18 protein-coding genes are annotated in these 20,661 nt (G+C 56.0%); 4 read left to right on the top strand and 14 right to left on the bottom strand.

The genetic code is table 11. The annotated features are described in order from the left end of the window. Positions 1-233 precede the first annotated feature (233 nt). Positions 234-1,562: a histidinol dehydrogenase gene (gene hisD / locus F568_RS0106205; protein ID WP_019017849.1), complete on the top strand. Its 1,329-nt coding sequence runs from the start codon at positions 234-236 to the stop codon at positions 1,560-1,562. A gap of 77 nt (positions 1,563-1,639) precedes the next feature. Further along, on the top strand, positions 1,640-2,680 hold the full coding sequence (locus F568_RS0106200) for a LacI family DNA-binding transcriptional regulator (RefSeq protein WP_019017848.1): 1,041 nt from the start codon (positions 1,640-1,642) through the stop codon (positions 2,678-2,680). Between the two features lie 34 nt (positions 2,681-2,714). On the opposite strand, the gene F568_RS0106195 is transcribed toward F568_RS0106200, so the two are convergent. Together F568_RS0106195 and F568_RS22300 are read right to left on the bottom strand one after the other, a co-directional pair. Then, a complete protein-coding gene (locus tag F568_RS0106195) occupies positions 2,715-3,728 on the bottom strand; it encodes an alpha/beta fold hydrolase (protein WP_019017847.1) in 1,014 nt (337 codons plus the stop codon). Beyond that, positions 3,712-4,662 carry a LysR family transcriptional regulator gene (locus F568_RS22300; protein ID WP_019017846.1) on the bottom strand — a complete coding sequence of 317 codons (951 nt, stop codon included), beginning with the start codon at positions 4,660-4,662 and terminating at the stop codon, positions 3,712-3,714. Before F568_RS22300 ends, F568_RS0106195 begins: the two co-directional genes overlap by 17 nt. Positions 4,663-4,812: 150 nt before the next feature. Between F568_RS22300 and F568_RS0106185 the strand changes: the two genes are divergently transcribed. After that, the gene (locus F568_RS0106185; protein WP_019017845.1) at positions 4,813-6,324 is read left to right on the top strand and encodes a CoA-acylating methylmalonate-semialdehyde dehydrogenase; all 1,512 of its coding nucleotides are present in this window, start codon (positions 4,813-4,815) and stop codon (positions 6,322-6,324) included. A 21-nt stretch (positions 6,325-6,345) separates the two neighbouring features. Continuing rightward, complete coding sequence (locus F568_RS0106180) at positions 6,346-8,067, top strand: GMC family oxidoreductase (RefSeq protein ID WP_019017844.1); 1,722 nt, start codon at positions 6,346-6,348, stop codon at positions 8,065-8,067. 575 nt (positions 8,068-8,642) lie between these two features. On the opposite strand, the gene F568_RS0106175 is transcribed toward F568_RS0106180, so the two are convergent. From F568_RS0106175 to F568_RS0106120, 12 genes are all read right to left on the bottom strand, one after another. Next, positions 8,643-9,659 carry a LacI family DNA-binding transcriptional regulator gene (locus F568_RS0106175; protein ID WP_026300362.1) on the bottom strand — a complete coding sequence of 339 codons (1,017 nt, stop codon included), beginning with the start codon at positions 9,657-9,659 and terminating at the stop codon, positions 8,643-8,645. A 33-nt stretch (positions 9,660-9,692) separates the two neighbouring features. Further along, on the bottom strand, positions 9,693-10,226 hold the full coding sequence (locus tag F568_RS0106170; RefSeq protein WP_019017842.1) for a gamma carbonic anhydrase family protein: 534 nt from the start codon (positions 10,224-10,226) through the stop codon (positions 9,693-9,695). Between the two features lie 12 nt (positions 10,227-10,238). Further along, positions 10,239-11,171, bottom strand: a complete 933-nt coding sequence (gene kce, locus F568_RS0106165) for a 3,5-dioxohexanoate:acetyl-CoA acetone transferase (protein ID WP_019017841.1) — start codon at positions 11,169-11,171, stop codon at positions 10,239-10,241. Positions 11,172-11,204: 33 nt separating this feature from the next. Next, positions 11,205-12,140 carry a 3-hydroxyacyl-CoA dehydrogenase gene (locus F568_RS0106160; RefSeq protein ID WP_019017840.1) on the bottom strand — a complete coding sequence of 312 codons (936 nt, stop codon included), beginning with the start codon at positions 12,138-12,140 and terminating at the stop codon, positions 11,205-11,207. Positions 12,141-12,159: 19 nt separating this feature from the next. Further along, positions 12,160-12,933, bottom strand: a complete 774-nt coding sequence (locus F568_RS0106155) for an SDR family oxidoreductase (protein WP_019017839.1) — start codon at positions 12,931-12,933, stop codon at positions 12,160-12,162. Between the two features lie 21 nt (positions 12,934-12,954). Beyond that, complete coding sequence (locus tag F568_RS0106150) at positions 12,955-14,223, bottom strand: TRAP transporter large permease (RefSeq protein WP_019017838.1); 1,269 nt, start codon at positions 14,221-14,223, stop codon at positions 12,955-12,957. A 2-nt stretch (positions 14,224-14,225) separates the two neighbouring features. Next, complete coding sequence (locus tag F568_RS0106145) at positions 14,226-14,738, bottom strand: TRAP transporter small permease (protein WP_019017837.1); 513 nt, start codon at positions 14,736-14,738, stop codon at positions 14,226-14,228. A 61-nt stretch (positions 14,739-14,799) separates the two neighbouring features. Then, positions 14,800-15,798 carry a TRAP transporter substrate-binding protein gene (locus F568_RS0106140; protein WP_019017836.1) on the bottom strand — a complete coding sequence of 333 codons (999 nt, stop codon included), beginning with the start codon at positions 15,796-15,798 and terminating at the stop codon, positions 14,800-14,802. Between the two features lie 366 nt (positions 15,799-16,164). Next, positions 16,165-16,734: a chromate transporter gene (locus tag F568_RS0106135; RefSeq protein WP_019017835.1), complete on the bottom strand. Its 570-nt coding sequence runs from the start codon at positions 16,732-16,734 to the stop codon at positions 16,165-16,167. Between the two features lie 339 nt (positions 16,735-17,073). Continuing rightward, positions 17,074-17,949 (bottom strand): alpha/beta fold hydrolase, encoded by an 876-nt coding sequence (locus tag F568_RS0106130; RefSeq protein WP_019017834.1) that lies wholly within the window; start codon positions 17,947-17,949, stop codon positions 17,074-17,076. 613 nt (positions 17,950-18,562) lie between these two features. Continuing rightward, positions 18,563-19,546 carry a Bug family tripartite tricarboxylate transporter substrate binding protein gene (locus F568_RS0106125; protein ID WP_019017833.1) on the bottom strand — a complete coding sequence of 328 codons (984 nt, stop codon included), beginning with the start codon at positions 19,544-19,546 and terminating at the stop codon, positions 18,563-18,565. Between the two features lie 158 nt (positions 19,547-19,704). Then, a complete protein-coding gene (locus F568_RS0106120; RefSeq protein WP_019017832.1) occupies positions 19,705-20,601 on the bottom strand; it encodes a LysR family transcriptional regulator in 897 nt (298 codons plus the stop codon). Between the last annotated feature and the right edge of the window lie 60 nt (positions 20,602-20,661).

The following is a 20,661-nucleotide window of genomic DNA, read 5'->3' as shown; positions in this document are numbered from 1 at the left end:
TGTACGTCTTTAATAAATAATGGCCAACGCTCTCGTTATTATAAAAATCGATATAAATCATGTTTTTAGGTTCAGTCTTTGCTTCCTTGGGGAGTTAATGAAGCTGTTAGGCGCGGCATGTATCCCCCTAGTCACTAAAATTTCCTCTTGACGGCAGGCCGGGAATTGATGAACGTGTGCAAACGTTTGCATACGGCTAGGTTCAGGAATAAAAACGTTATTAGGAGACGAGCATGGCCAAGTTTTTGAAACGTGGCATTGAGCAGGCCGAAGTGGCTGAGGCGGACGCCAAGGTCCGAGGCATCGTTGAAAATATATTGGAAGATGTGGAGAAGCGCGGCGATGCGGCAGTCCGTGAGTTGTCCGAAAAATTCGACAAGTGGTCTCCCGCCAGCTTCCGACTAACGGAACAGGAAATTGAAGACGCCATGAGCCGCGTCAGCAAGCAGGATTTGGAGGATATAAAATTCGCTCAGGAGCAGGTCCGTAAATTTGCTCAGAAGCAGAAAGAGTGTCTGCGCGATTTAGAAGTCGAAACCATGCCGGGCGTTATCCTGGGCCACAAAAATATACCGATGAACTCGGTTGGCTGTTATGTGCCGGGTGGCAAATATCCGATGGTTGCATCTGCGCATATGAGTGTCGCTACTGCTAAGGTAGCTGGCGTCAAGCGCATCGTTGCTGCAGCGCCTCCTCATGAAGGGGCTCCCCATCCAGCGATAGTTGCCGCCATGCACCTTGGCGGCGCTGACGAGATTCTGGTTCTAGGCGGTGTCCAAGCGGTAGCTGCCATGGCATTAGGTACCGAAAGCATGGCCCCCGTTGATATGCTGGTTGGCCCGGGGAACATGTTTGTGGCGGAAGCCAAGCGTCAGCTATTCGGACGGGTGGGTATTGATCTTTTTGCAGGCCCGACCGAAACATTGGTCATTGCCGACGAGACAGTGGATGGCGAAATATGTGCCATTGACCTTCTTGGCCAAGCAGAACATGGCCCAACCTCTCCTGCTGTTTTACTGACGACATCGGAGAAACTCGCTAACGACACCCTGAAAGAAGTCGAGCGCCAACTACAAATTCTTCCCACTCGCGAGACGGCGAGACAGTCTTGGCAAGACTACGGCGAAGTCATTGTCTGTGAAAACGACGAGGAAATGCTCGCTGAAGCCGAGCGCCTGGCTTTCGAGCATGTTCAGGTAATGACAAAAGACCCAGATTTTTTCCTCAATAATTTAGTGAATTACGGTGCGTTGTTCTTAGGACCTCGAACCAATGTTGCCTTTGGCGACAAAGTGATCGGGACCAATCATACCTTGCCGACGAAACGCGCCGCACGTTACACAGGTGGCCTGTGGGTCGGAAAGTTCATCAAGACGCACACTTACCAGCGTATCCTGACCGATGAAGCTTCGGCGCTGATCGGCGAATACGGTTCGCGTCTGTGCATGTTGGAGGGATTTGCCGGGCACGCTGAACAGGCTAACGTTCGTGTTCGCCGCTTTGGCGGTCGCGACATCGCGCCCTATACAGCTGCAAAAGCCGAAGGTAACTCCAACTCCTAGTGGTAGGGGGCGGCAGGGTAGCTTGAAAGCTGGCAAAATTGCGCCTGTCGCCCATCAATGTGCCAAGAGACACTAGGATGCAAAGTAAAAGCAACGCCAAGAAGCGCGAAACCACCATCGCCAAGCAATTAGCAGAGGAGTTGGGGGTCTCGGTTTCGACTATTTCCCGGGCTTTTTCACCTCGCGCAGTGATTGCTTCAGAAACGCGTGAGAAGGTACTTCAGCGTGCCAAGGAACTGGGGTATCAGCCCAACCCGTTTGCGCGCAGCCTGATTACTCGAAAAACAAACATAGCTAGCATTATTGTTTCAGATATCACCAACCCGTTCTATCCTGAAGTTCTTACGCGGCTGACCGATTCGCTGCAGGAGCTTGGGTTAAATGTCATGCTGTTTGTTAGCACTAATGCCAATGACTCAGATAATATCGTTTCACAGGCTTTACGCTACCAACCTGATGTTTTAATCGCATTGGCTGCAACCGTCTCCTCAAAGGCTGCTTCAAAGGTCACAGAAGCGGGAGCAAGCATGGTATATTTTAATAGATATGTTCCGAACGAGTCTGTGTACACAGTAACATGTGATAATTACTTAGGCGGCCAAGTCATAGCCGATTTCTTTCTCGACAACGGGTGTAGGTACCCTGCGTTTATAAGCGGTCTTGCTGATGCCACGACGAATCGAGAGCGCTGGAAGGGATTCTCTGAGCGTTGGTTAGAGCGGGCTGTGAGTGAACCGCGTAAGGTTGAAGCAGGCCGGTTTGCACATGAGGCTGGCTTTAATGCAACCATAAAGCTACTAGCTGGTAGGGTTCGGCCGGATGCTATCTTCGCCGCTAATGATCTGCTTGCCTTGGGCGCGTTAGATGCGGTGCAAAAGGCAGGGTTGAGTGCTCCTAAGAATGTCTCGATTATAGGGTTTGATGACATTGCTATGGCATCTTGGTCGTCGCACTCCCTTACTACCTATCGCCAGCCTGTTAACAAAATGATAACGGCAACCGTCGATATTGTGAAATCAATACTGGCCGATAAGGCGCAGCCGCCTGCTGCGATACACATACCGGGAGAGCTTGTAGTACGAAGTTCAGCGAAAATCGCTAATATGGGGCGTGGTTGACTAGTATTGACGGGTGGTTTGTATTGCCGGTTAGTTAATGCATGTGGTTAAGTGTCCTCAGAAATCTCTTAATTTCCTGGGTGATAAAACTTATATCGTGAGGGTCAAGCCCCCCACCACCCATATGGCCACAGGCGGAGGGAATTTCCGCTATTCTCGCCTGGGGTACATGTTTCATGGCTTCATGTAACTCGTTAGCAGGATGAAGCAAGTCGCTTGCTGATGGCATGAACAGGACGCTGGCGCGTATCGTCGACAGTGCCTGTCTGTAGTCCATACCTGATTTGGTGTCGCCCAGCTCGTAACTATCTTCGGCCAACGTCTGGTAAATAAAGTTGTACATGTCCCAGTGCTTCGCCATTGCGGAAGATTGGGTATCTAGCCAGTGGCTTATCTTCTGGTCTTCTTGTGTCGCTTGGCGGTCAAACCACTCCCAGTGGCGCGTTAAAATGAGGAAGAAGGTGGTGGCGGCGCACATTGCTTCTGCCGACACGCCTTCGTCATTAGTGTGTTGACCCACTTGCATAGCCTTGCGCAGAGTATGCCAAATGGCTTTTACCCAAGGGGTAGGGTGGGCCATGGTCGCCAAAGCAATGACTGTCTCCATCATATCGGGATACTTGACGCCCCATTGCAAGGCTTGCATGCCGCCCATTGACAACCCACCTACGGCCAAAAGTCTGGCAATTTTCAGTTCCTGCCGAATGAGCTGGTACTGTGCATCGACCATATCAAGAATAGTGAACCGAGGGAAACGGTCGCCAGCCTGGCTGGGGCTGTTGCTCGGCGAGATGGCGTAACCATTTCCTAGCGTGTCGGCAGTAATGACATAATAACGATCAGTGTCGAAAGCTTTGCCTGGGCCAATCAAGAAATCATATCTTGTGTGGTTCGCCATTAAAGGAGGCAACAGCAGGATAGCGTTTGAGCGCTCCCGGTTGAGACGGCCATGGGTGGAGTAGGTTAAAAAGGCGTCTTCTAGAATGCTTTCATTTTGAAGCCTTATGCTACCAAGCGCATAGCGCTGAACATTATGCTGAATCGTCATTTTGCGCCTTGAAAGCTTTTCTTATGAATGGTTGTCCCCAAACTTGGGCCAGTGAGTTCAAGGCCGTATCGATGGCAGGGTCGTCACGCTGCTCGCCTCGCCACATGATACTGAGCGCGCAAGGTAGTCGTATACCAGGAACGATGGTCAGTCCGCGTTCCTGATGCTCCTGGATGGCGATAGCGTCTCGGGCCAGGCTCATCCCCACACCGGCACGTACCAAGTCAAGCATGGACATTTCCTGATCTACTTGGGCTACACGATGCCGTACTACACCCAACGGCTCAAGCACGTTCTCGATTAGGCGGTGATGTACTGAGGTAGTAGGGGTTACGATCCAAGGCAGTTGGGCCAGGTGTACCCACTCGGCATTTTCAAGACGATGCTCCCAGCCAGGCGGGGCGATTATGTAATAGTCGAAACGGGTCAGTTCCATGCCATCGATATCAGGCGCTTCTTGGAGAGTCCAAGGCTCTTGCCCTGGCGCGTCAAGAAAAAAGCCAATATCCAGTTCCTGACGCTGTAGCCGTTCAAGTACTGTGCCGCTCATACCATGGTGTAATTCGGTCTCTATCTGTGGGGCGCTTGCCACGAGTCGTTGCAAAAAGGCACCAAGACGGATGAATTCGGGATCGACTATCGTGCCAATGCGTAGTTTGCCCCGCACAGTAGAATGCAGGGTCCGTGCTGCCATGTCGAAGGCATCGACAGCGGCTAGCGCCTTTTCAGCGGCGCTGAGCAGGGCATGGCCATTGGGGGTGAGTGATAATCCCTGCGGATGACGCAAAAATAATGTACATCCCACCTGCTCCTGAAACTGCTTGAGCTTGAGGCTCACTGCTGGTTGCGTTAGATGAAGCGAATCGGCGGCACGGGAGACGCTACCCTCGCGCGCGACGAAAACGAACGCACGAAGGGCGCGCAGATCACGCATGACAGCTTTCCTTTTTCCAACGCAGGTCGCTCGGATATAAGTGTAACTTATATCTAGGTTTTGTTTTTCTCAATTGCCTACTCCTCTTACGGCTCATTAGCCTTAGCGAACCCCTTGGTTTCGTTTTAACAAAGAGGCAGTAAGCACGTCATGAGCCAATCCGAAATTAACCATTATATCGATGGCCGTATAACTGTCAGCGATAGCGCGCGCCGTCAGGATGTGTTCAACCCGGCCACTGGCCAGGTTACCGGTCGTGTGGCGCTGGCGTCCCGAGACGATGTCGAGGCCGCTGTCGGTGCGGCGACTGCAGCCTTCCCCGCCTGGGCAGAAACCCCGCCGATTCGTCGCGCCCGGGTAATGTTCCGTTTTCTGGAGTTGCTCAACGCCCATCAGGAGGATTTGGCCAAGGCAATCACTGCCGAGCATGGCAAGGTGCTGAGTGATGCTATGGGCGAAGTAGCCCGTGGTATCGATATCGTCGAGTTCGCTTGTGGTATTCCTCAACTTCTCAAGGGAGATTACACCGATCAGGTCAGTACTGGCATGGATAATTGGACGATGCGGCAGCCGCTGGGTGTAGTTGCAGGCATCACCCCGTTCAATTTCCCGGCCATGGTGCCGATGTGGATGTTTCCGGTGGCCATTGCAGCGGGGAATAGCTTCATACTTAAGCCGAGTCCACTTGATCCGAGCGCCTCTCTGCTGATCGCCGATCTGCTCCACCAGGCCGGGCTGCCGGACGGGGTATTCAATGTCCTTCAGGGGGATAAAGATGCGGTCGAGGCGTTAATTGAGCATCCGGAGGTTCAGGCGTTGAGCTTCGTGGGGTCTACCCCCATTGCCAACCTGATCTACGAGAAGGGCGCCCGGCACGGTAAGCGGGTTCAGGCGCTGGGCGGTGCCAAGAACCACATGGTGGTCATGCCAGATGCCGACCTCGACAGGGCCGTGGATGCCCTGATCGGTGCTGCCTATGGCTCGGCCGGAGAGCGCTGCATGGCCATAAGTGTGGCAGTACTGGTGGGCGAGGCCGGCGACAAGATCGTGCCGCGCCTGGCCGAGCGTGCTCGCCAACTCAAGATCAAGAACGGCATGGACGCGGATGCCGAAATGGGGCCAATCGTTACCTCAGCAGCTCACAGTCGAATTCTCGGCTATATCAATAAAGGCATTGCCGACGGTGCTGAACTGGTGGTTGATGGACGTGAATTTGATGCGTCAACGAGCGGTGAGGGATGTGCTGAAGGCTTCTGGATGGGAGCCACCTTGTTTGACAAAGTCAGCTCCGAGATGACTATCTACCGAGAAGAGATATTCGGTCCCGTGTTGGCCTGCGTTCGTGTGCCGGATATCGCTTCTGCCATTGAACTGATAAATGCACACGAGTTTGGTAACGGAGTGAGCTGTTTCACCGAAAGCGGCCATGTGGCGCGTGAATTCAGCAGACGCATCCAGGTCGGCATGGTCGGTATTAATGTGCCGATCCCGGTACCTATGGCGTGGCACGGCTTCGGCGGCTGGAAGCGCTCGCTGTTTGGCGATATGCATGCATATGGGGAAGAGGGAGTGCGCTTCTATACCAAACAGAAGTCAATCATGCAGCGTTGGTCGAACAGCATCGAAGCTGGTGCCGAGTTCGTCATGCCGACTGCTAAGTAGACAGGGTGAGAGGACGCTGAGATGGGCGAACATCACTTTGACTATATCGTTGTTGGTGCAGGCACCGCTGGGTGCCTGCTCGCCAACCGATTGAGTGCCAATCCCAACAACCGGGTGCTATTGATCGAAGCAGGCGGACAGGATCGCTATCATTGGGTACACGTACCGGTAGGTTATCTCTACTGCATCAATAACCCTCGCACCGATTGGTTGTACAGGACCGAGCCAGATGAAGGGCTCAATGGACGCTCATTGATCTATCCTCGCGGCAGGATCCTGGGTGGCTGCTCAAGCATCAACGGTATGATCTACATGCGAGGCCAGGCGCGGGATTACGATTACTGGGCACAGGTAACCGGGGAGACGGAGTGGCGCTGGGAGCATTGCCTGGAAGACTTCAAGCGCCATGAAGATCACTATCGGTTAGATGATGCGAAGGCGCCGGAGGATTTCCGTCGCTTTCATGGGCATGGCGGCGAGTGGCGGGTCGAGCGGCAGCGTTTGAAATGGCAAATCTTGGATGATTTTGCCAAGGCCGCTCAGGAAGCGGGCATTCCTGCTACCGACGATTTTAATCGTGGCAACAACGAAGGTGTGGCCTATTTCGATGTCAATCAGCGCAGCGGCTGGCGCTGGAATACCGCTAAAGCCTTTCTGCGTCCCGCGTTGAAGGCCCGCAAGAACCTTACCCTATGGCATGGCAGCCAAGTACAGCGGTTACTTTTCGTACCGAATGATCAAGGCGTGCCGCGCTGTTGTGGGGTGGAACTCCGGCGGGCTGGCCGTACGCTGCAGGTTGAGGCACATCGAGAGGTCGCGCTGTGTGCCGGAGCTGTCGGAACGCCTCATCTGCTGCAGCTGTCCGGCATCGGCCCCGAGACGCTGCTTCGTCAACACGGTATCACTCCGGTAAAGGTGCTGCCTGGTGTCGGGGAGAATCTGCAGGACCATCTCCAAATCCGCTCGGTATATCGGGTAACCAACGCCAAAACACTTAATGCCATGGCTTCGACTCTGTGGGGTAAGTTGGGTATAGGACTCGAGTACTTGTTCCGGCGAAGTGGGCCGATGAGCATGGCACCTTCCCAGCTTGGAGCGTTCACACGAAGCTCGCCTGAGCATGCTTTCCCTAACATTCAATACCATGTTCAACCGCTTAGTCTGGAAGCCTTTGGCCAGCCATTGCATCCCTATCCTGCCATTACGGCGAGTGCCTGTAACCTTAACCCTACCAGCCGGGGACATGTGCGCATCAGAAGCAATGATCCAAGTAAGCCGCCGGCCATTTCGCCGTGTTACCTCAGTACCGAGGAAGATCGTAAAGTTGCTGCAGACTCGCTGCGCCTCACTCGGCGAATTGCCGAGCAGCCGGCTTTTGCCCGCTACGAACCAGAGGAGGTCAAGCCGGGCATTCAATACCAGAGTGATGAAGACCTATGGCGCCTGGCGGGGGATATCGGTACTACCATCTTTCACCCGGTAGGCACTGCTAAAATGGGCTCCAAGGAAGACCTTATGGCTGTCGTGAATCCCCATCTTCAGGTTTATGGCGTGCAGGGGATACGCATAGTAGATGCTAGTATTATGCCGACTATTACTAGTGGAAATACAAATTCACCTACGTTGATGATTGCTGAAAAAGCTGCACGGTGGATGCTAAGGGAAATGGAAGAGACCGATACTAGTACTGATCATGGATATCACGTACACCAAGGAGAGGCTCCCGCATCACTCGGCACTTGATAGGCTCGTTCTGTGCTGGTGCTCTATCTTTGACGGGCACCTCATCGAGGACTTGAATGCACCGATACTGGCTGTCTGACGCAGCAGCCAGTTCAGCTTCAAAATTCTGGCCGTGATCTAGGGTGTGTCCTGACCAGTGGGCTGACTGCGCGACACGGAAGCTGCAACGTGGTAGATGATTAGTTCCCTCCAGAAGCTGTTGGCGCTAGGCCTTGGGCTGGAAGGCGAAAACCCAAACGCACCACGGACATGCTGGTGAATGTACGTAACATGACAGTGAAACGCCGAGATTGTCACAGACCCAACCATCCAGCGGGTGTAGCAGAGAGCGATCAGCGAATCCTGAAAAGCATATTGAAGGCTTTGGCTTCGGGGGGCTGGGTCAGGGCAGTAACCAAGAACCCTATAAGCAGAATCTAGGATCTATTTTTCAGACGAAGCGTAGAAGTGTGGGCCCGAAGTTAATATCGGCTTATCTTACGAACACCGGCAAGGGCAAGGCCTACCTGTTCGTCATGCTTGGTTATTTTGACACATTACGAGGCGGATCCGCTGACTATTCAACTCTCATTGAGCTAAGGTTGCCGGGACGGCATGCGAGTGCTGCCCCGCAACATCGGTGTGACAGGCAAAATGATATGTTCAGGCTGCATTTCTTCCTGGGCTACTTGCTTCATCAGCAGTTCGGTAGCTTTCTTGATCATCATGTCGACGGGTTGCCTGACGGTAGTCAGCGCGTGGCTGGGCCAGGCCGCCATGGGAACGTCGTCGAAGCCGATGATCGAAACGTCTCCAGGCACTTTGAGCGCAAATTCATAACGCAAGATTTCCATGGCGGCGAGTGCCATCAGATCATTGGCCGCAAAGAGGGCGTCTGGGGGGAGGGATGAACTGAATAGGCGGCGGGTCGCCTGGCAGGCATCCTCATACCGATAGTTGCCGATCTCGCTTACCGAACAGGTCTGGCCCAAAGAAAGCAGTCCTTCGAGGAAGCCTGCCTCGCGCTGCTGGTGCGTAGAGGAATCTGGCAGGCCACCAAGGAAGCCAATGCGTTGATGACCCAGAGATGCCAGGTAGCGGCCAGCCCAGTAGCCGCCCTGAAAGTTATCGCTGCCCACCTGACTGATCCCCGCATAGTCTACGGTGCGGTTGATAATAACGACCGGAATGCCGAAATCATCCACTAGCCCAGCCTGACGTTGATTCATGGTGATGGCTAGCAATAACACCCCCTCGACCTGGCTGCGAATGATGTCATCGAGCACAGCGTCGAAGTCGCCACTCGGTGGGGCGAAGAACATCAGCAAATGATAGCCCTGCGCCTGGAAGAAACGTGAGGCCTTTTCCAGCATGAAGCTATAGAAGGGGTTCTCCATGCTGTAGGTCACCACGGCGATGGTGCGACTCGAACGAGTAATAAGCGAGCGGGCGATCGTGTTGGGGCGATAACCCAGCTCGCGAGAGGCGTCCATTACCTTTCTGCGCGTACTCTCCGAGACCTTAGCGTTGGGAGAGAAAGTACGGCTGACGGCGGATTGCGATACACCGGCTAGTCGGGCGACGTCGCGTGAGGTAACGGATTTTCTTTTCATCGATTCTCTAGTGTTAGGACCTAGGGGCTGAGGCTACGATGGAGTGGGTTCGACACGCTCCAGAGAGCGGTATGTGTCGATCTTCTGCACGTAGCTATGGCTGTTGTCCAGTGCCGACTGCACTTCGTCGTCGGTCAGCTCCCTAATCACCTTGGCGGGCGCGCCGACGATCAGCGAGCGAGGAGGGAAACGCTTACCGGATGTGATCAGCGCACCGGCACCGATGATGCAATGATCACCGATCTCGGCGCCGTTGAGCAGCGTCGCGTTCATGCCTACCAGCACGCCATCGCCGATGCGACAGCCGTGCAGCATGGCCAGATGCCCGACTGTGACCTGACGGCCGATGTTAACGGGGTGGCCCGGGTCGGTATGCACCACGCAGCCATCCTGCAGGTTGCTGCCTTCACCTACGGTAATTGGTTCATTGTCACCGCGCAGCACCGCACCCGGCCACACGGTAACCTCCCGGTCCAGGTGAATTCGCCCGATCAAGACAGCTTCGTCCATTACCATGGCGGAAGGATCGATTTCAGGCGCATGGCCTTCGAGTCGGTAGAGGGGCATGGGCCAATCTCCTTAGAAGCCGACCTTGTCGGAGCCTTTTAACTGCAACATTTCACGTGCCTCGTCGGGGGTCGCTACCTGAAAGGAGAGTCCTTCCAAAATTTCACGCACCTTAGCCACCTGGCTGGCATTGCTCTCGGCCAGCTTGCCCGGGGAGAGCCATAGGGAGTCCTCAAGACCAACGCGGACATGGCCGCCCATGGCCGCCGCCTGAGCGGCGATGCGCATCTGGCTGCTACCGGCACCCAGTACAGACCATTCATACTCATCTCCGAACAGCCGGTTGGCGGTGCGACGCATGTGCATCACGTCCTCAGGATGAGGCCCGATACCCCCCAGAATGCCGAATACGCTCTGCACGAAGATGCGACCCCCAACGATACCGCGATCCATCAGGTGGCGTAGGCTGTAGAGATGGCCGATATCGTAGCACTCGCACTCGAAGCGGGTGCCGTTCTTGCCGCCAAGTGTCATGGCAGTCTCAATGTCGGCGAAGGTATTCTTGAACACTAGGTCACGACTGTTCTCTAGGTGGGCACGCTCCCACTCGTGCTGGAAATTGTCATAGCGGTTGAGCATGGGAAACAGGCCGAAGTTGATCGAGCCCATATTCATCGAGGCGAGCTCCGGCTTGAATTCCATAGCCGGACGCATACGCTCTTCCACGGTCATGTGCGGGCTACCGCCTGTGGTGAGGTTGATGACCGCATCGGTGGAAGCCTTGATACGCGGCAGGAAACGCTCGAACACGGCGGGGTCCTGCGTGGGCTTGCCGGTATTAGGATCTCGTGCGTGCAGGTGAAGGATGGAGGCTCCTGCCTCGGCGGCGGCGATACCCGCCTCGGCGATCTCCTCTGGGGTGACAGGCAGGTGCGGTGACATGGAGGGCGTGTGAATAGCGCCAGTCACGGCGCAGGTAATAATGACCTTGCGTTGGGTAGCCATGGAATTCTCTCCTTGTAGATATCGTTGTTGATGTTAGGAAGGGGAAACGTTGCGCTGGTGGGCCATCAGCGCCATGAGGCGACGATCGCGCCAGGCTTGGCGGTCGGCGAGCCCGTCGGTCGGAAGCCGTTCCCGGCGCTCCTTGTCCAGTGCGGCGAGCGTCGCGGCATCCCATGGATCGTCGTCATTACGCTGACGATCAACGTCGCGGTACAGTGGGCCGTAGCGCTGGCCATAGTCCACCACGCCGGATGGCGCATTGAGATCGATGGTCTCGAAGGGCCCCATAAAGGACCAGCGCAGCCCCAGCCCGTGCTTGACGGTCTTGTCAAGGTCCTCAGCGGAGACGTAGCCGTCGCGGAACAGGCGCAGTGCCTCGTTGAGTAGGGCGCCCTGCAGACGGTTGAGGATGAAACCTTGAACTTCCTTGCGGACCAGAATGGGTGCCTGCTGAGCCTGCTCCATGAGGCGCATGGTGCGGTTCACCGCTGCCTCTGAAGTGGCCGGGGCGGGGGCGACCTCGACCAGTGGGATGAGGTAGGGCGGGTTGACTGGGTGCGCGACCAGGCAGCGCTCGGGGTGGCGCAGATGATCAGTAAACTGCGAGGCGGCGATACCCGAGGTGGAGCTGGCCAGCACGGTGTCCTCAGACGCGACAGCCTCCAGGTCGGTATAAATGCGCCGCTTGGCCTCGCAATTCTCTGGGCCACATTCTTGGATATATTCTGCGCCTGCCATGGCGCGCAACAGGTCGCTTTCCACCTGAATAAGTGCCAGGGGGGCGTCAACGTTCTCTATCAGGCCGGCCTGCTGGAGATCATTGAGGGATTGGCGGATGGCCTCCCGGGCCTTATCCAGGGCATCGGCATCCACATCGTAGAGGGACACGGACATGCCGGCCCGGGCGAAGACGATGGCCCAGGCGCGGCCGATCAGGCCGGCACCGACGATACCTATCCGAGTTGTCATGAGGTCAATCCTTTGCAGGTCACAGTGATTCGACGTTGGCGCAGACGCTCAGCGCCTGGCCTGAAATGTTGGTGCCGCCCGGCGCCGATAGGAATAGCGCCATGGCCGCTATGTCGCTGGGTTCCACCATCCGACGCATAGAGATCTTGGCAAGGTTTTCCTCTTCCATCTCGGCGTAGCTGATCCCGCGCTTGGCGGCCCGATCCTCGATGACCTTTTCGATGCGTGGGCCCCGAACAATGCCGGGCAGGATGGCATTCACCCGCACCCCCTCGGGGCCGAGTTCGATGGCCAGGCTCTTGGTTAAGCCAACGACGGCCCATTTACTGGCGGCGTAGGGAGTGCGGTAGGCAAAGCCTAGACGGCCGGCGACCGACGCCAGGTTGATCAGCAGCCCCTGACTCTCGCGCAACAGTGGGGCGGCGCGGTGAGCGACCCGGTACTGGCCGTTGAGGTTGATGTCGATGGTGCGGGTCCAGGCGTCTTGATCGATCTCATCAATCCCGGCAGTGGGCCCGGCAATGCCAGCGTTATTGACGACTACGTCCAGCCCGCCCAGAGCGGCGGCATCCTGGAAGAGACGATCAACGTCCGCTTCCTGGCTGACATCGGCCTGGGTGTGAGTGATGCCTTCAGGCAGGGCGGCCAAGGCCTGGGCGTCGATATCGCAGACGTGCACGCGAGCGCCCGTTTCTTGGAAGGCTTTGGCGATGGCCAAGCCGATACCATTGGCGCCGGCAGTAATCAGCACTCTGAGGCCATGGCGTGGCGTCAGGCTTTCTAGGACGGTCATGGGATTTCTCCGTGAAAAGGCTTACAGCGAAGGCAGCCAGGTGGACAGGAAGGGCAACAAGCTGATGATCATCAGATTGATGAGCACGATGCCGACGAAGGGCATGACGGCCCAAGTGAGGCGAGCGATGCCGATGTTGGTGATCTGCGAGGCTACAAATAGGTTAAGACCGACCGGTGGGGTGAACATGCCCATGGCCAGGTTAACCACCATGATGATGCCGAAGTGGACCGGATCGATGCCGAAGCCGATCGCTATGGGTAGCAAGATCGGCACGAAGATCAGGATCGCCGCGGCCGCCTCAATGAACATGCCGGCCAGCAGCAGCAGGAGGTTGGCCAAGACAAGGAACAGCAGTGGACTATCGATGGCCGAGACTACGAAATCCGAAATCATGTCCGGTACCCTCAGGCGCTGCAGGATTCGGCCGTAAAGGCCCGCGGCGCCGATGATGCTGAGCACTACGGCGGTCGTGACTGCTGATTGCTTGAGGATGTCGACCAGGCTGCTTAGCTTAATTTCCCGATAGATGACGAAGCCGACCATGAACGAATAGGCAACCGCGACTACTGCGGCTTCGGTAGGCGTGAATACCCCGCCGTAGATACCCCCCAGGATTATGATTGGCATGAGGATCGCCAGGATGGCCTTGCGCCCGGCAACAAGAACGTCCTTTAAGGAGCTCTTCTCGTTGCCCCCCAGGCCGTTGGCCTTGGCGAAGAAATAAGCGAAGAGCAGCAGGGTCAGGGTAACCAGGATGCCCGGCAGGATACCGGCGATGAACATGTCGCCCACGGAAACGTTAGCGGCAATCCCATAAAGGATCAGCGGAATACTGGGCGGGATGATTACGCCGAGAGCACCGGAGGCGGCTTGGTTGGCGGCGGCATAGCCACCGGGGTACCCCTTGGAAAGCATCGCCGGAATCAGGATGGAGCCGATCGCCGCGGTGGTGGCTGCCCCCGAGCCGGAGATGGCCGCGAAGAACAACGAGGTGACAATAGCCACCATCGCCAAGCCCCCCGTCATGCTGCCGACCAGAGTGTTGGAAAAGTCGACCAGGCGCTGGGAAATACCACCCCCTTGCATTAAGTAACCCGCCAGGATGAAGAACGGTATTGCCATAAGCGGGAAGGAATTCACCGAGGCGATGAGCTGCTGGGCGATAACCAGCAGCGGCATCAGGTCGCCATGCCACACGGTTACGGCAGAGGCCAGGCCAAGCGAGAAGGCGATAGGCACGCCGATAATGAACAGCGAGATCAGCAATAAGAACAGGAGCAGTGCCATAGTCAGTTCACCTCCTGCTTGGGTTTATGCGGAGTGCCGAGCGCCTCATCGATCAACAGCCCTAGGCTGTTGATCACGATGACCACGCCACCCGCGGGAATGGCCATATAGGGCCACATCATAGAAACGCGTGTGCTGGGGGCGGTCTGGCTAGAGACGCGATCCATCAGGTCGTAGCCGTACTTGATCATGATGAGGGCGAACAGAGCGGAGCAAAGAATGATGATGATGCGCAGCACACAGCCCAAGGTCTTGCCGGCATATTCCAGCACGATGTCCACGGAAATTAGAGCGCCCTTGCGATAGGCATAACCGGCCCCGAGAAAGGTCAGCCAGAGCATGGCGAAGCGGGCAATCTCATCGGAAAAAAATAGCGGGCTGCCTACCACGAATCGGGCGAATACCTGCCAGAAGATGAGCACGGTCATTACGAGCAAAAGCCCCGCCAGCGACCAGCCGATCAGACGGTTGAACTGATCGATGGCTCGGTGGATCAGCAATAGAAAAGTCTTCATGGCTGCCTCATGCGTCAGGAGGGCGCCCGCAGGAAGTGTGTCGCCTGCGGGCGTATTGGTCTCAGTGCTCGTAATTGATGGCAGCGTTGACCAAATCCTCACCAACCGTGGGGGCCCACTTGTCGATGACGGGTTTAACTGCCTCGCGGAATGGGGCGAGATCAGGATGAGTCACGGTCATGCCCAGCTCCTCAAGCTGCCCGAGGTAGCGATTCTCCAGCTCCTGGCTGGCCTCACGCTGTACCGGAAGGGCGATCTGGGCCGCTTCCAGGATGATCGCCTGATCTTCTTCGGGGAAAGAGTTGAAGAGATCCAGACCCATCATCAGCGGCGCCGGCGAGTAGACGTGCTGGGTCATGTTCAGGTAGTCCTGAACTTCAAAGAAGTTCACGTCATAGATAGTGGGCAGAGGGTTCTCCTGGCTGTCCATTACACCCTGCTGCAGGGCGGTATAGACCTCTGTCCAGGCCATGGGGGTGGCATTGGCTCCCAGCGCTTCCCAGGTATCAACCTGGACGCGGCTTTCCTGGGTGCGATGGTTGATGCCTTCCAAATCGCTGGGATGCTCAATCGGACGCACTGAGTTAGTGTTGTGACGAAAGCCGTTCTCCATCCACGCCAAGATCTTGACGTTCATCTGCTCCTCGGCCAGCTGGGCGAGTTGCTCGCCATGCTCGCTGTCCAGGAACGCGTAGGCATGATCATGATTTTCGAAAACGTAGGGCAGGTCGAAGAGCAGGAACTGGTCGACAAAACCACCCATCGGGCCAGTTGAGGAGATGCCGGCATCAATGAGGCCAAAGCCCATGCCCTCGACGACTTCGCGCTCGGCGCCGAGCGCGTTGTCGTAGTGAGGTTCGATGACCAGACGCCCGTCCGAGAGGCGCTCCAGTTCCTCGCCGAACTTGAGTACGCCGATGCCCTGCTGGGATTCGGGGCCTAACGGGAGACTGACGTTTATCACTCGCTCTGGCTCGGCATGTACCGTTGCGGAAGCAGCCAGGGCGATGGCACCGGCGAGGGCGCAGAGAGGGAAAATCTGGATGAAGGGACGCTTCATGCTGAACTCCTGGTGTTGTACCAGCGCGGGTGCTGGTGATGTTGTCGTTGTGGAGTGCGAACTGGGCACCGCGACTCGAAGGCCACGACAATGTTCTAGGTAACTATGACTACGTATGCAAACAATGTTCAATACTTAAGGTTTCGGCAACAATTTAACCTACTGATAAATATATAAATATACTTTGGTATTAGTTGTGGTTACGTATGCATTTTGCCAAGGTAAAGGCGTTAAGCAGTTAATATGAAGCTATCGCCGGTTAGGCAGTTGGCTGGGCAAAGCTAAATCAATAGGTGCCAGATGACTTAATGTGTGGTCCCGAGGAGTAAGGGAAGATATTAATAGCCACGAATGGATGCCCCTAGGTCACTGCCTGGGCTCCTTGCTGTGTGCAGAAGCTGTTGGCCAGGCCAGCGCGGCGACAAGTAGAGCACCTACCACCCATGCGGGATGTACGCCAAGGAAGTAAATTAGCCCGCCGGAAACAAAGATCATCCCCAAACTGATCAGCCCGCCTAGGGTGCTGCGTGACTTGCTCCAAAAATCCCAGGTTAGCTGAGCCATCATGATCATGACGACAGGGACAACCGCTTGGCCCATGCCATATACCCAGCTTAGATCCTGATAGCGTTTGAACAGGCCAAGCAATAACACCATGACCATAAGCATGGGTAAAATGACAGCGAGGACCGTATTGATGCAACCCAGGACGCCCCCAACCCGATAACCGATGTAGCCTGCCATTTTTGTAATGATTAAGCCGGGGAGGGCGTTGCCGATAGCCAAAATGTCTGTGAATTCTTCTTCTTCGAGCCAGCAGTAACGCTTCACGACCTCTTGATATAATAAGGGAATCATCGCCGGGCCTCCGCCGAAGCCGAACAGGCCGATACGCAGGAAGGCGAGGAATAGAGTGCGTTGGTTAGCTATAAACATCATTTTTCTTATTAAATAAAGGGTTTAGGCCAATCAAAATATCAACTGAACAAATAACCGAATCCTTGTGCACAGCAGGGCCTCAGTGGAATTGCAAAAGACAGGCCAGGAACAATCGAAGCCGGACCTCACTGCGGGGCACGCAAAGGAGGCTTTTTCAGCTCAGCAAGCCTGTCTGTTTGCGTCAGGCAGTTCGCTGACGAACCATCGAGCCGATGACCACCGAACCACGCCGCCCTGAAAGGCATTCTATTCGTCCTGGCTCGGACATCTCATGGGAGATGCTGCTCCAAGAGATGGGCTGCGGCCACGAGTGCTCAAGGAGCATCTTGTCCAGGCTTATTTCAAGAACGCGAGCGACTCATCTAATAACCTTGCTGGTACTTCTTCGGCGATATAATGGCCTGACGGCAGGGCCTTGCCGCTGACATTCACCGCGACTTTTCGCCATTCCTGCAAAGGGTCGAAGCATCGTCCTACCGTCCCGTCAGCTCCCCACATCACAAGCAGGGGACATGTGAGTTTTCGGCCTGCTTCGAGGTCGGCGCGATCATGCTCAAGATCCAGCCCGGCTGATGCCCGATAGTCTTCACAGATAGCCATGGCAGCTCCGGGTAGCTGCAGGCACCGGATGTACTCATTCAATGCTGTATCGGTAAAAGGTTCCATGCCGGCACTCCGCGCCCCCATGAGACTTCGGAGGTAGAGTTCTGGGTTCATCTCGATAAACATTTCCGGCAAAGGAGCCGGCCGGATGAGAAAGAACCAGTGCCAGTAGGCGGTGGCAAACTCTCGGTTGGTTTGCTCGTACATGGCGAGCGTGGGGGCAATGTCCAGCAGGATCATGCGTTCAACGGCTGCAGAATGGTCCATGCCGAGGCGGTGAGCCACCCTGGCGCCGCGGTCATGGGCCAAGACCGAAAACTGCTTATGGCCTAGCGCGCTCATCAGCGAAACCATGTCCGCTGCCATCACACGTTTAGAATACGCTTCATGATGTCTCGATGCCGAAGGCTTATCACTGTCACCGTAGCCCCTCAGATCTGCGACGACTACGGTGAAATGCTGTGCAAGCTCGTCTGCAACCTTATGCCACATGACATGCGTTTGGGGATGACCATGTAGTAGCAATAAGGCCGGCCCGCTGCCACCAATACGTAAATTCAGCCTTATTCCATTCACGTCGATATTTTGCTGTATGAAAGCGTCAAACATAGCGAAACTCTCCGGAATAATTGTTGTCGGTCAGCCGTGACACGCATGGAAAATTACACGTAGTAATGCCATAAACGGCGGGTTCGCCAGCATAGGGGCCAGGACGCCTACGTGTGTTATTTCGCTAACTTACCCTCGTCTTTTATGGCACTAGTCCCGACTCACTTCAAACGCAGTCAGCGAAGTAAACCTGTCCAAGCATATATTTGACCTCAGGCTGGCGGCACGATTGATTAGGTCTGCCAGATGCCATGTCAGTTCCCAGCGGCGATGGGCAGTAAGAGGGGAAAGGGAGCAGCATCGTCAGAATGATATCGCTAGCCTAACTCGCATCACCTGTTGCCTTGGCTGTTACAGGTAGATGATTTTAAGCTCTTACACAGCACATGGTAGTCGAGGAAACTCTGCAGTCCGGGCCGCGCCCGGGCCATGGGGCGATCCGCTACAACAGCACCTGCGCTCTATGCTTTGCCTTCGACACTGGCTACGCCAATGCCTATCTTTTTGAGCCCGCAGGCCACCAGACATAACTGCGACAAGTTCGCCTTTGGCATTTGTAAAAATCCCGGCGCGTGGCCGGGATTGGAGGGCTAGCGAATGAGTCGATACTGGCTCAGCCGGTGCCCATTCGCTTCGAGAGAGTCTCGATGTCCTTGACCTGATCGAGCACGAATTGTTCGAACTTTTCGCCTTTCAGGTTGAATGGCATCAGCCCGTTACTCTCCATGGCCTGTTTCCACTCGTCAGTCTGGGAAAGCTCCTGGATGGTGCTGATCCAGAACTGCTTGGCTTCATCCGAGACGTTGGGCGGAATGTAGAAGCCGCGCCAGTTGGGAGCCAGCACATCGATGCCTTGCTCCTTCGCGGTCGGGATATCCGCTAGTTCGCCTTCCAGGCGCTCATCGGAAAGCAGGGCCAGGATGCGAAGATCGCCGGATTCCCTGAAGCCCTTCGCTTCGGAGATATCGCCTGAGAACACATCGACGTGCCCACCGACCACTTGGGTCAACGCCTCGCCGCCGCCCTCATAGGCCAGGTATCGGACCTGGCTCAAATCTTCCACGCCTGCCTTGTCGGCAAACATCAATGCCTTCAGGTGGTCCCAACTGCGCTTGGCATCGCCACCGGCAAAGATCACGGAACGGGGATCTTTCTTGAGGGCCGCCGTCAGATCATCCAGGGTTTTGAATTCCGAATCCTTGGGCACGGCAATGACGCCATAATCGGCGCCCAGGGCAGCCACCCAATTGACTTGGTCGGCAGTCATGCCCTGGAACAGGCCTTGGGCCAGGCCGGCCGAGGTTACCGTGGAAGCCGCTACCAGTAACTGCTCATCTTCAGGTCGCTTGCTGATGACGTGAGCATAGGCGACGCCGCCTGTCGCGCCAGGCATGTTCATGGTCTGAACGCCCTGAGGAACCATATCGAGTTCCTGCAGAATCCTTCCCACGCTGCGGCACGTGAAATCCCAGCCACCGCCGGGGTCGGAGGGGGCGATGCAATCCACTTTGCCATTCAGCTCGAAACTCATGGCGCTTGACGCGAAGGTGAGCGCGAATCCGGCAGCGGCGAGCAGGGCTGTGCTTTTTCGTTTCATGACGACTCCATTGGTTTTTGTATAGGTCGTATTCGGCTTTGCCCGAAAACTGGAACAAACTTGGCAGGCGTGTCTGCCTTGCACCGTATCCGAAGCTTTAAGGCGCTAGAAGTAGCAATTGGGAAAGCTAGGCTTCGCAAACGACGAAGGATCCACGGCTAGTGTCTGGCGCCTCCGGTCAGGTGGTCAACCAGATGACGCGCGATAACGGGCAAGGCGTCATACTGGCGCATGCCAATGACGGTTTCCCGCGTGGCCCAGTCATCACTAAGCGGAATACTGCAAAGTTGCAGATCGCCCAGCTCACGGTAGATAGTTCGCTCAGGCAAGACGCCAATGCCCATGCCGTGGTGAATCATCCGGCAGATCCCATCGAAGCTGCGCACCTGGATACGCATGTGCAGGGTCTTCCCGGCACGACTGGCCTGTTCATGCAGTAAGTCCTGCAACGAGGAATCTTGCTGTAGGCCGATGAAGTCGTTACCGGCCGCTTCTTCAAGATAAATGGATTCGCGCTCCGCGAAGGCATGGTCATGCGGTGTAACGAGGACCAGACGATCGCTGCGATAGGGCAGCACCTGCAGCCCGTCGCAGGGCACGTGGCCGGCAAAGATGCCGATGTCCGTTAGACCCTCGCGCAGGGCGCTGATGGCTTCGGCGCTGACCCTTTCCTGCAAGTCGAGCTTTATCTGGGGATACTGCTTCGAAAACGTACTGAGGTCCTCGGGAAGAAACGCGATGATCGCCGAGGTATTCGAATGAATACGCACATGCCCCTTGATGCCCGTACCGTATTCACTCAGGTCGGCCTGCAGACGTTCGATGTTTTCCAGAATCTTGCGCGCATGATGCAGAAAAGCATGACCTGCCGGGGTAAGCTCGACGCCGCGAGGGCGGCGATACAGTAGCGTGGTGTCCAGTTGCGCCTCGAGGTCGCTGATACGCTTGCTGGCGGCAGCCAGAGCCAAGTGTTCGCGCTCGGCGGCGGCAGTGAGGCGGCCTTCATCGGCCACCGACACGAACAGTTTCAGCGTGACGAAGTCGAACCGTCCCATATGCGCTCCCTTGGTATGACGCCAGACAGAACGCCATCTTACGTAGGCCTTCGTCAAAAG

The organism is Modicisalibacter luteus DSM 23508 (genome assembly GCF_000378505.1).
GTDB lineage: Bacteria > Pseudomonadota > Gammaproteobacteria > Pseudomonadales > Halomonadaceae > Modicisalibacter > Modicisalibacter luteus.
The sequence above is the reverse complement of the archived record's forward strand: the minus strand, read 5'-3'. Positions and strand labels throughout refer to the sequence as shown.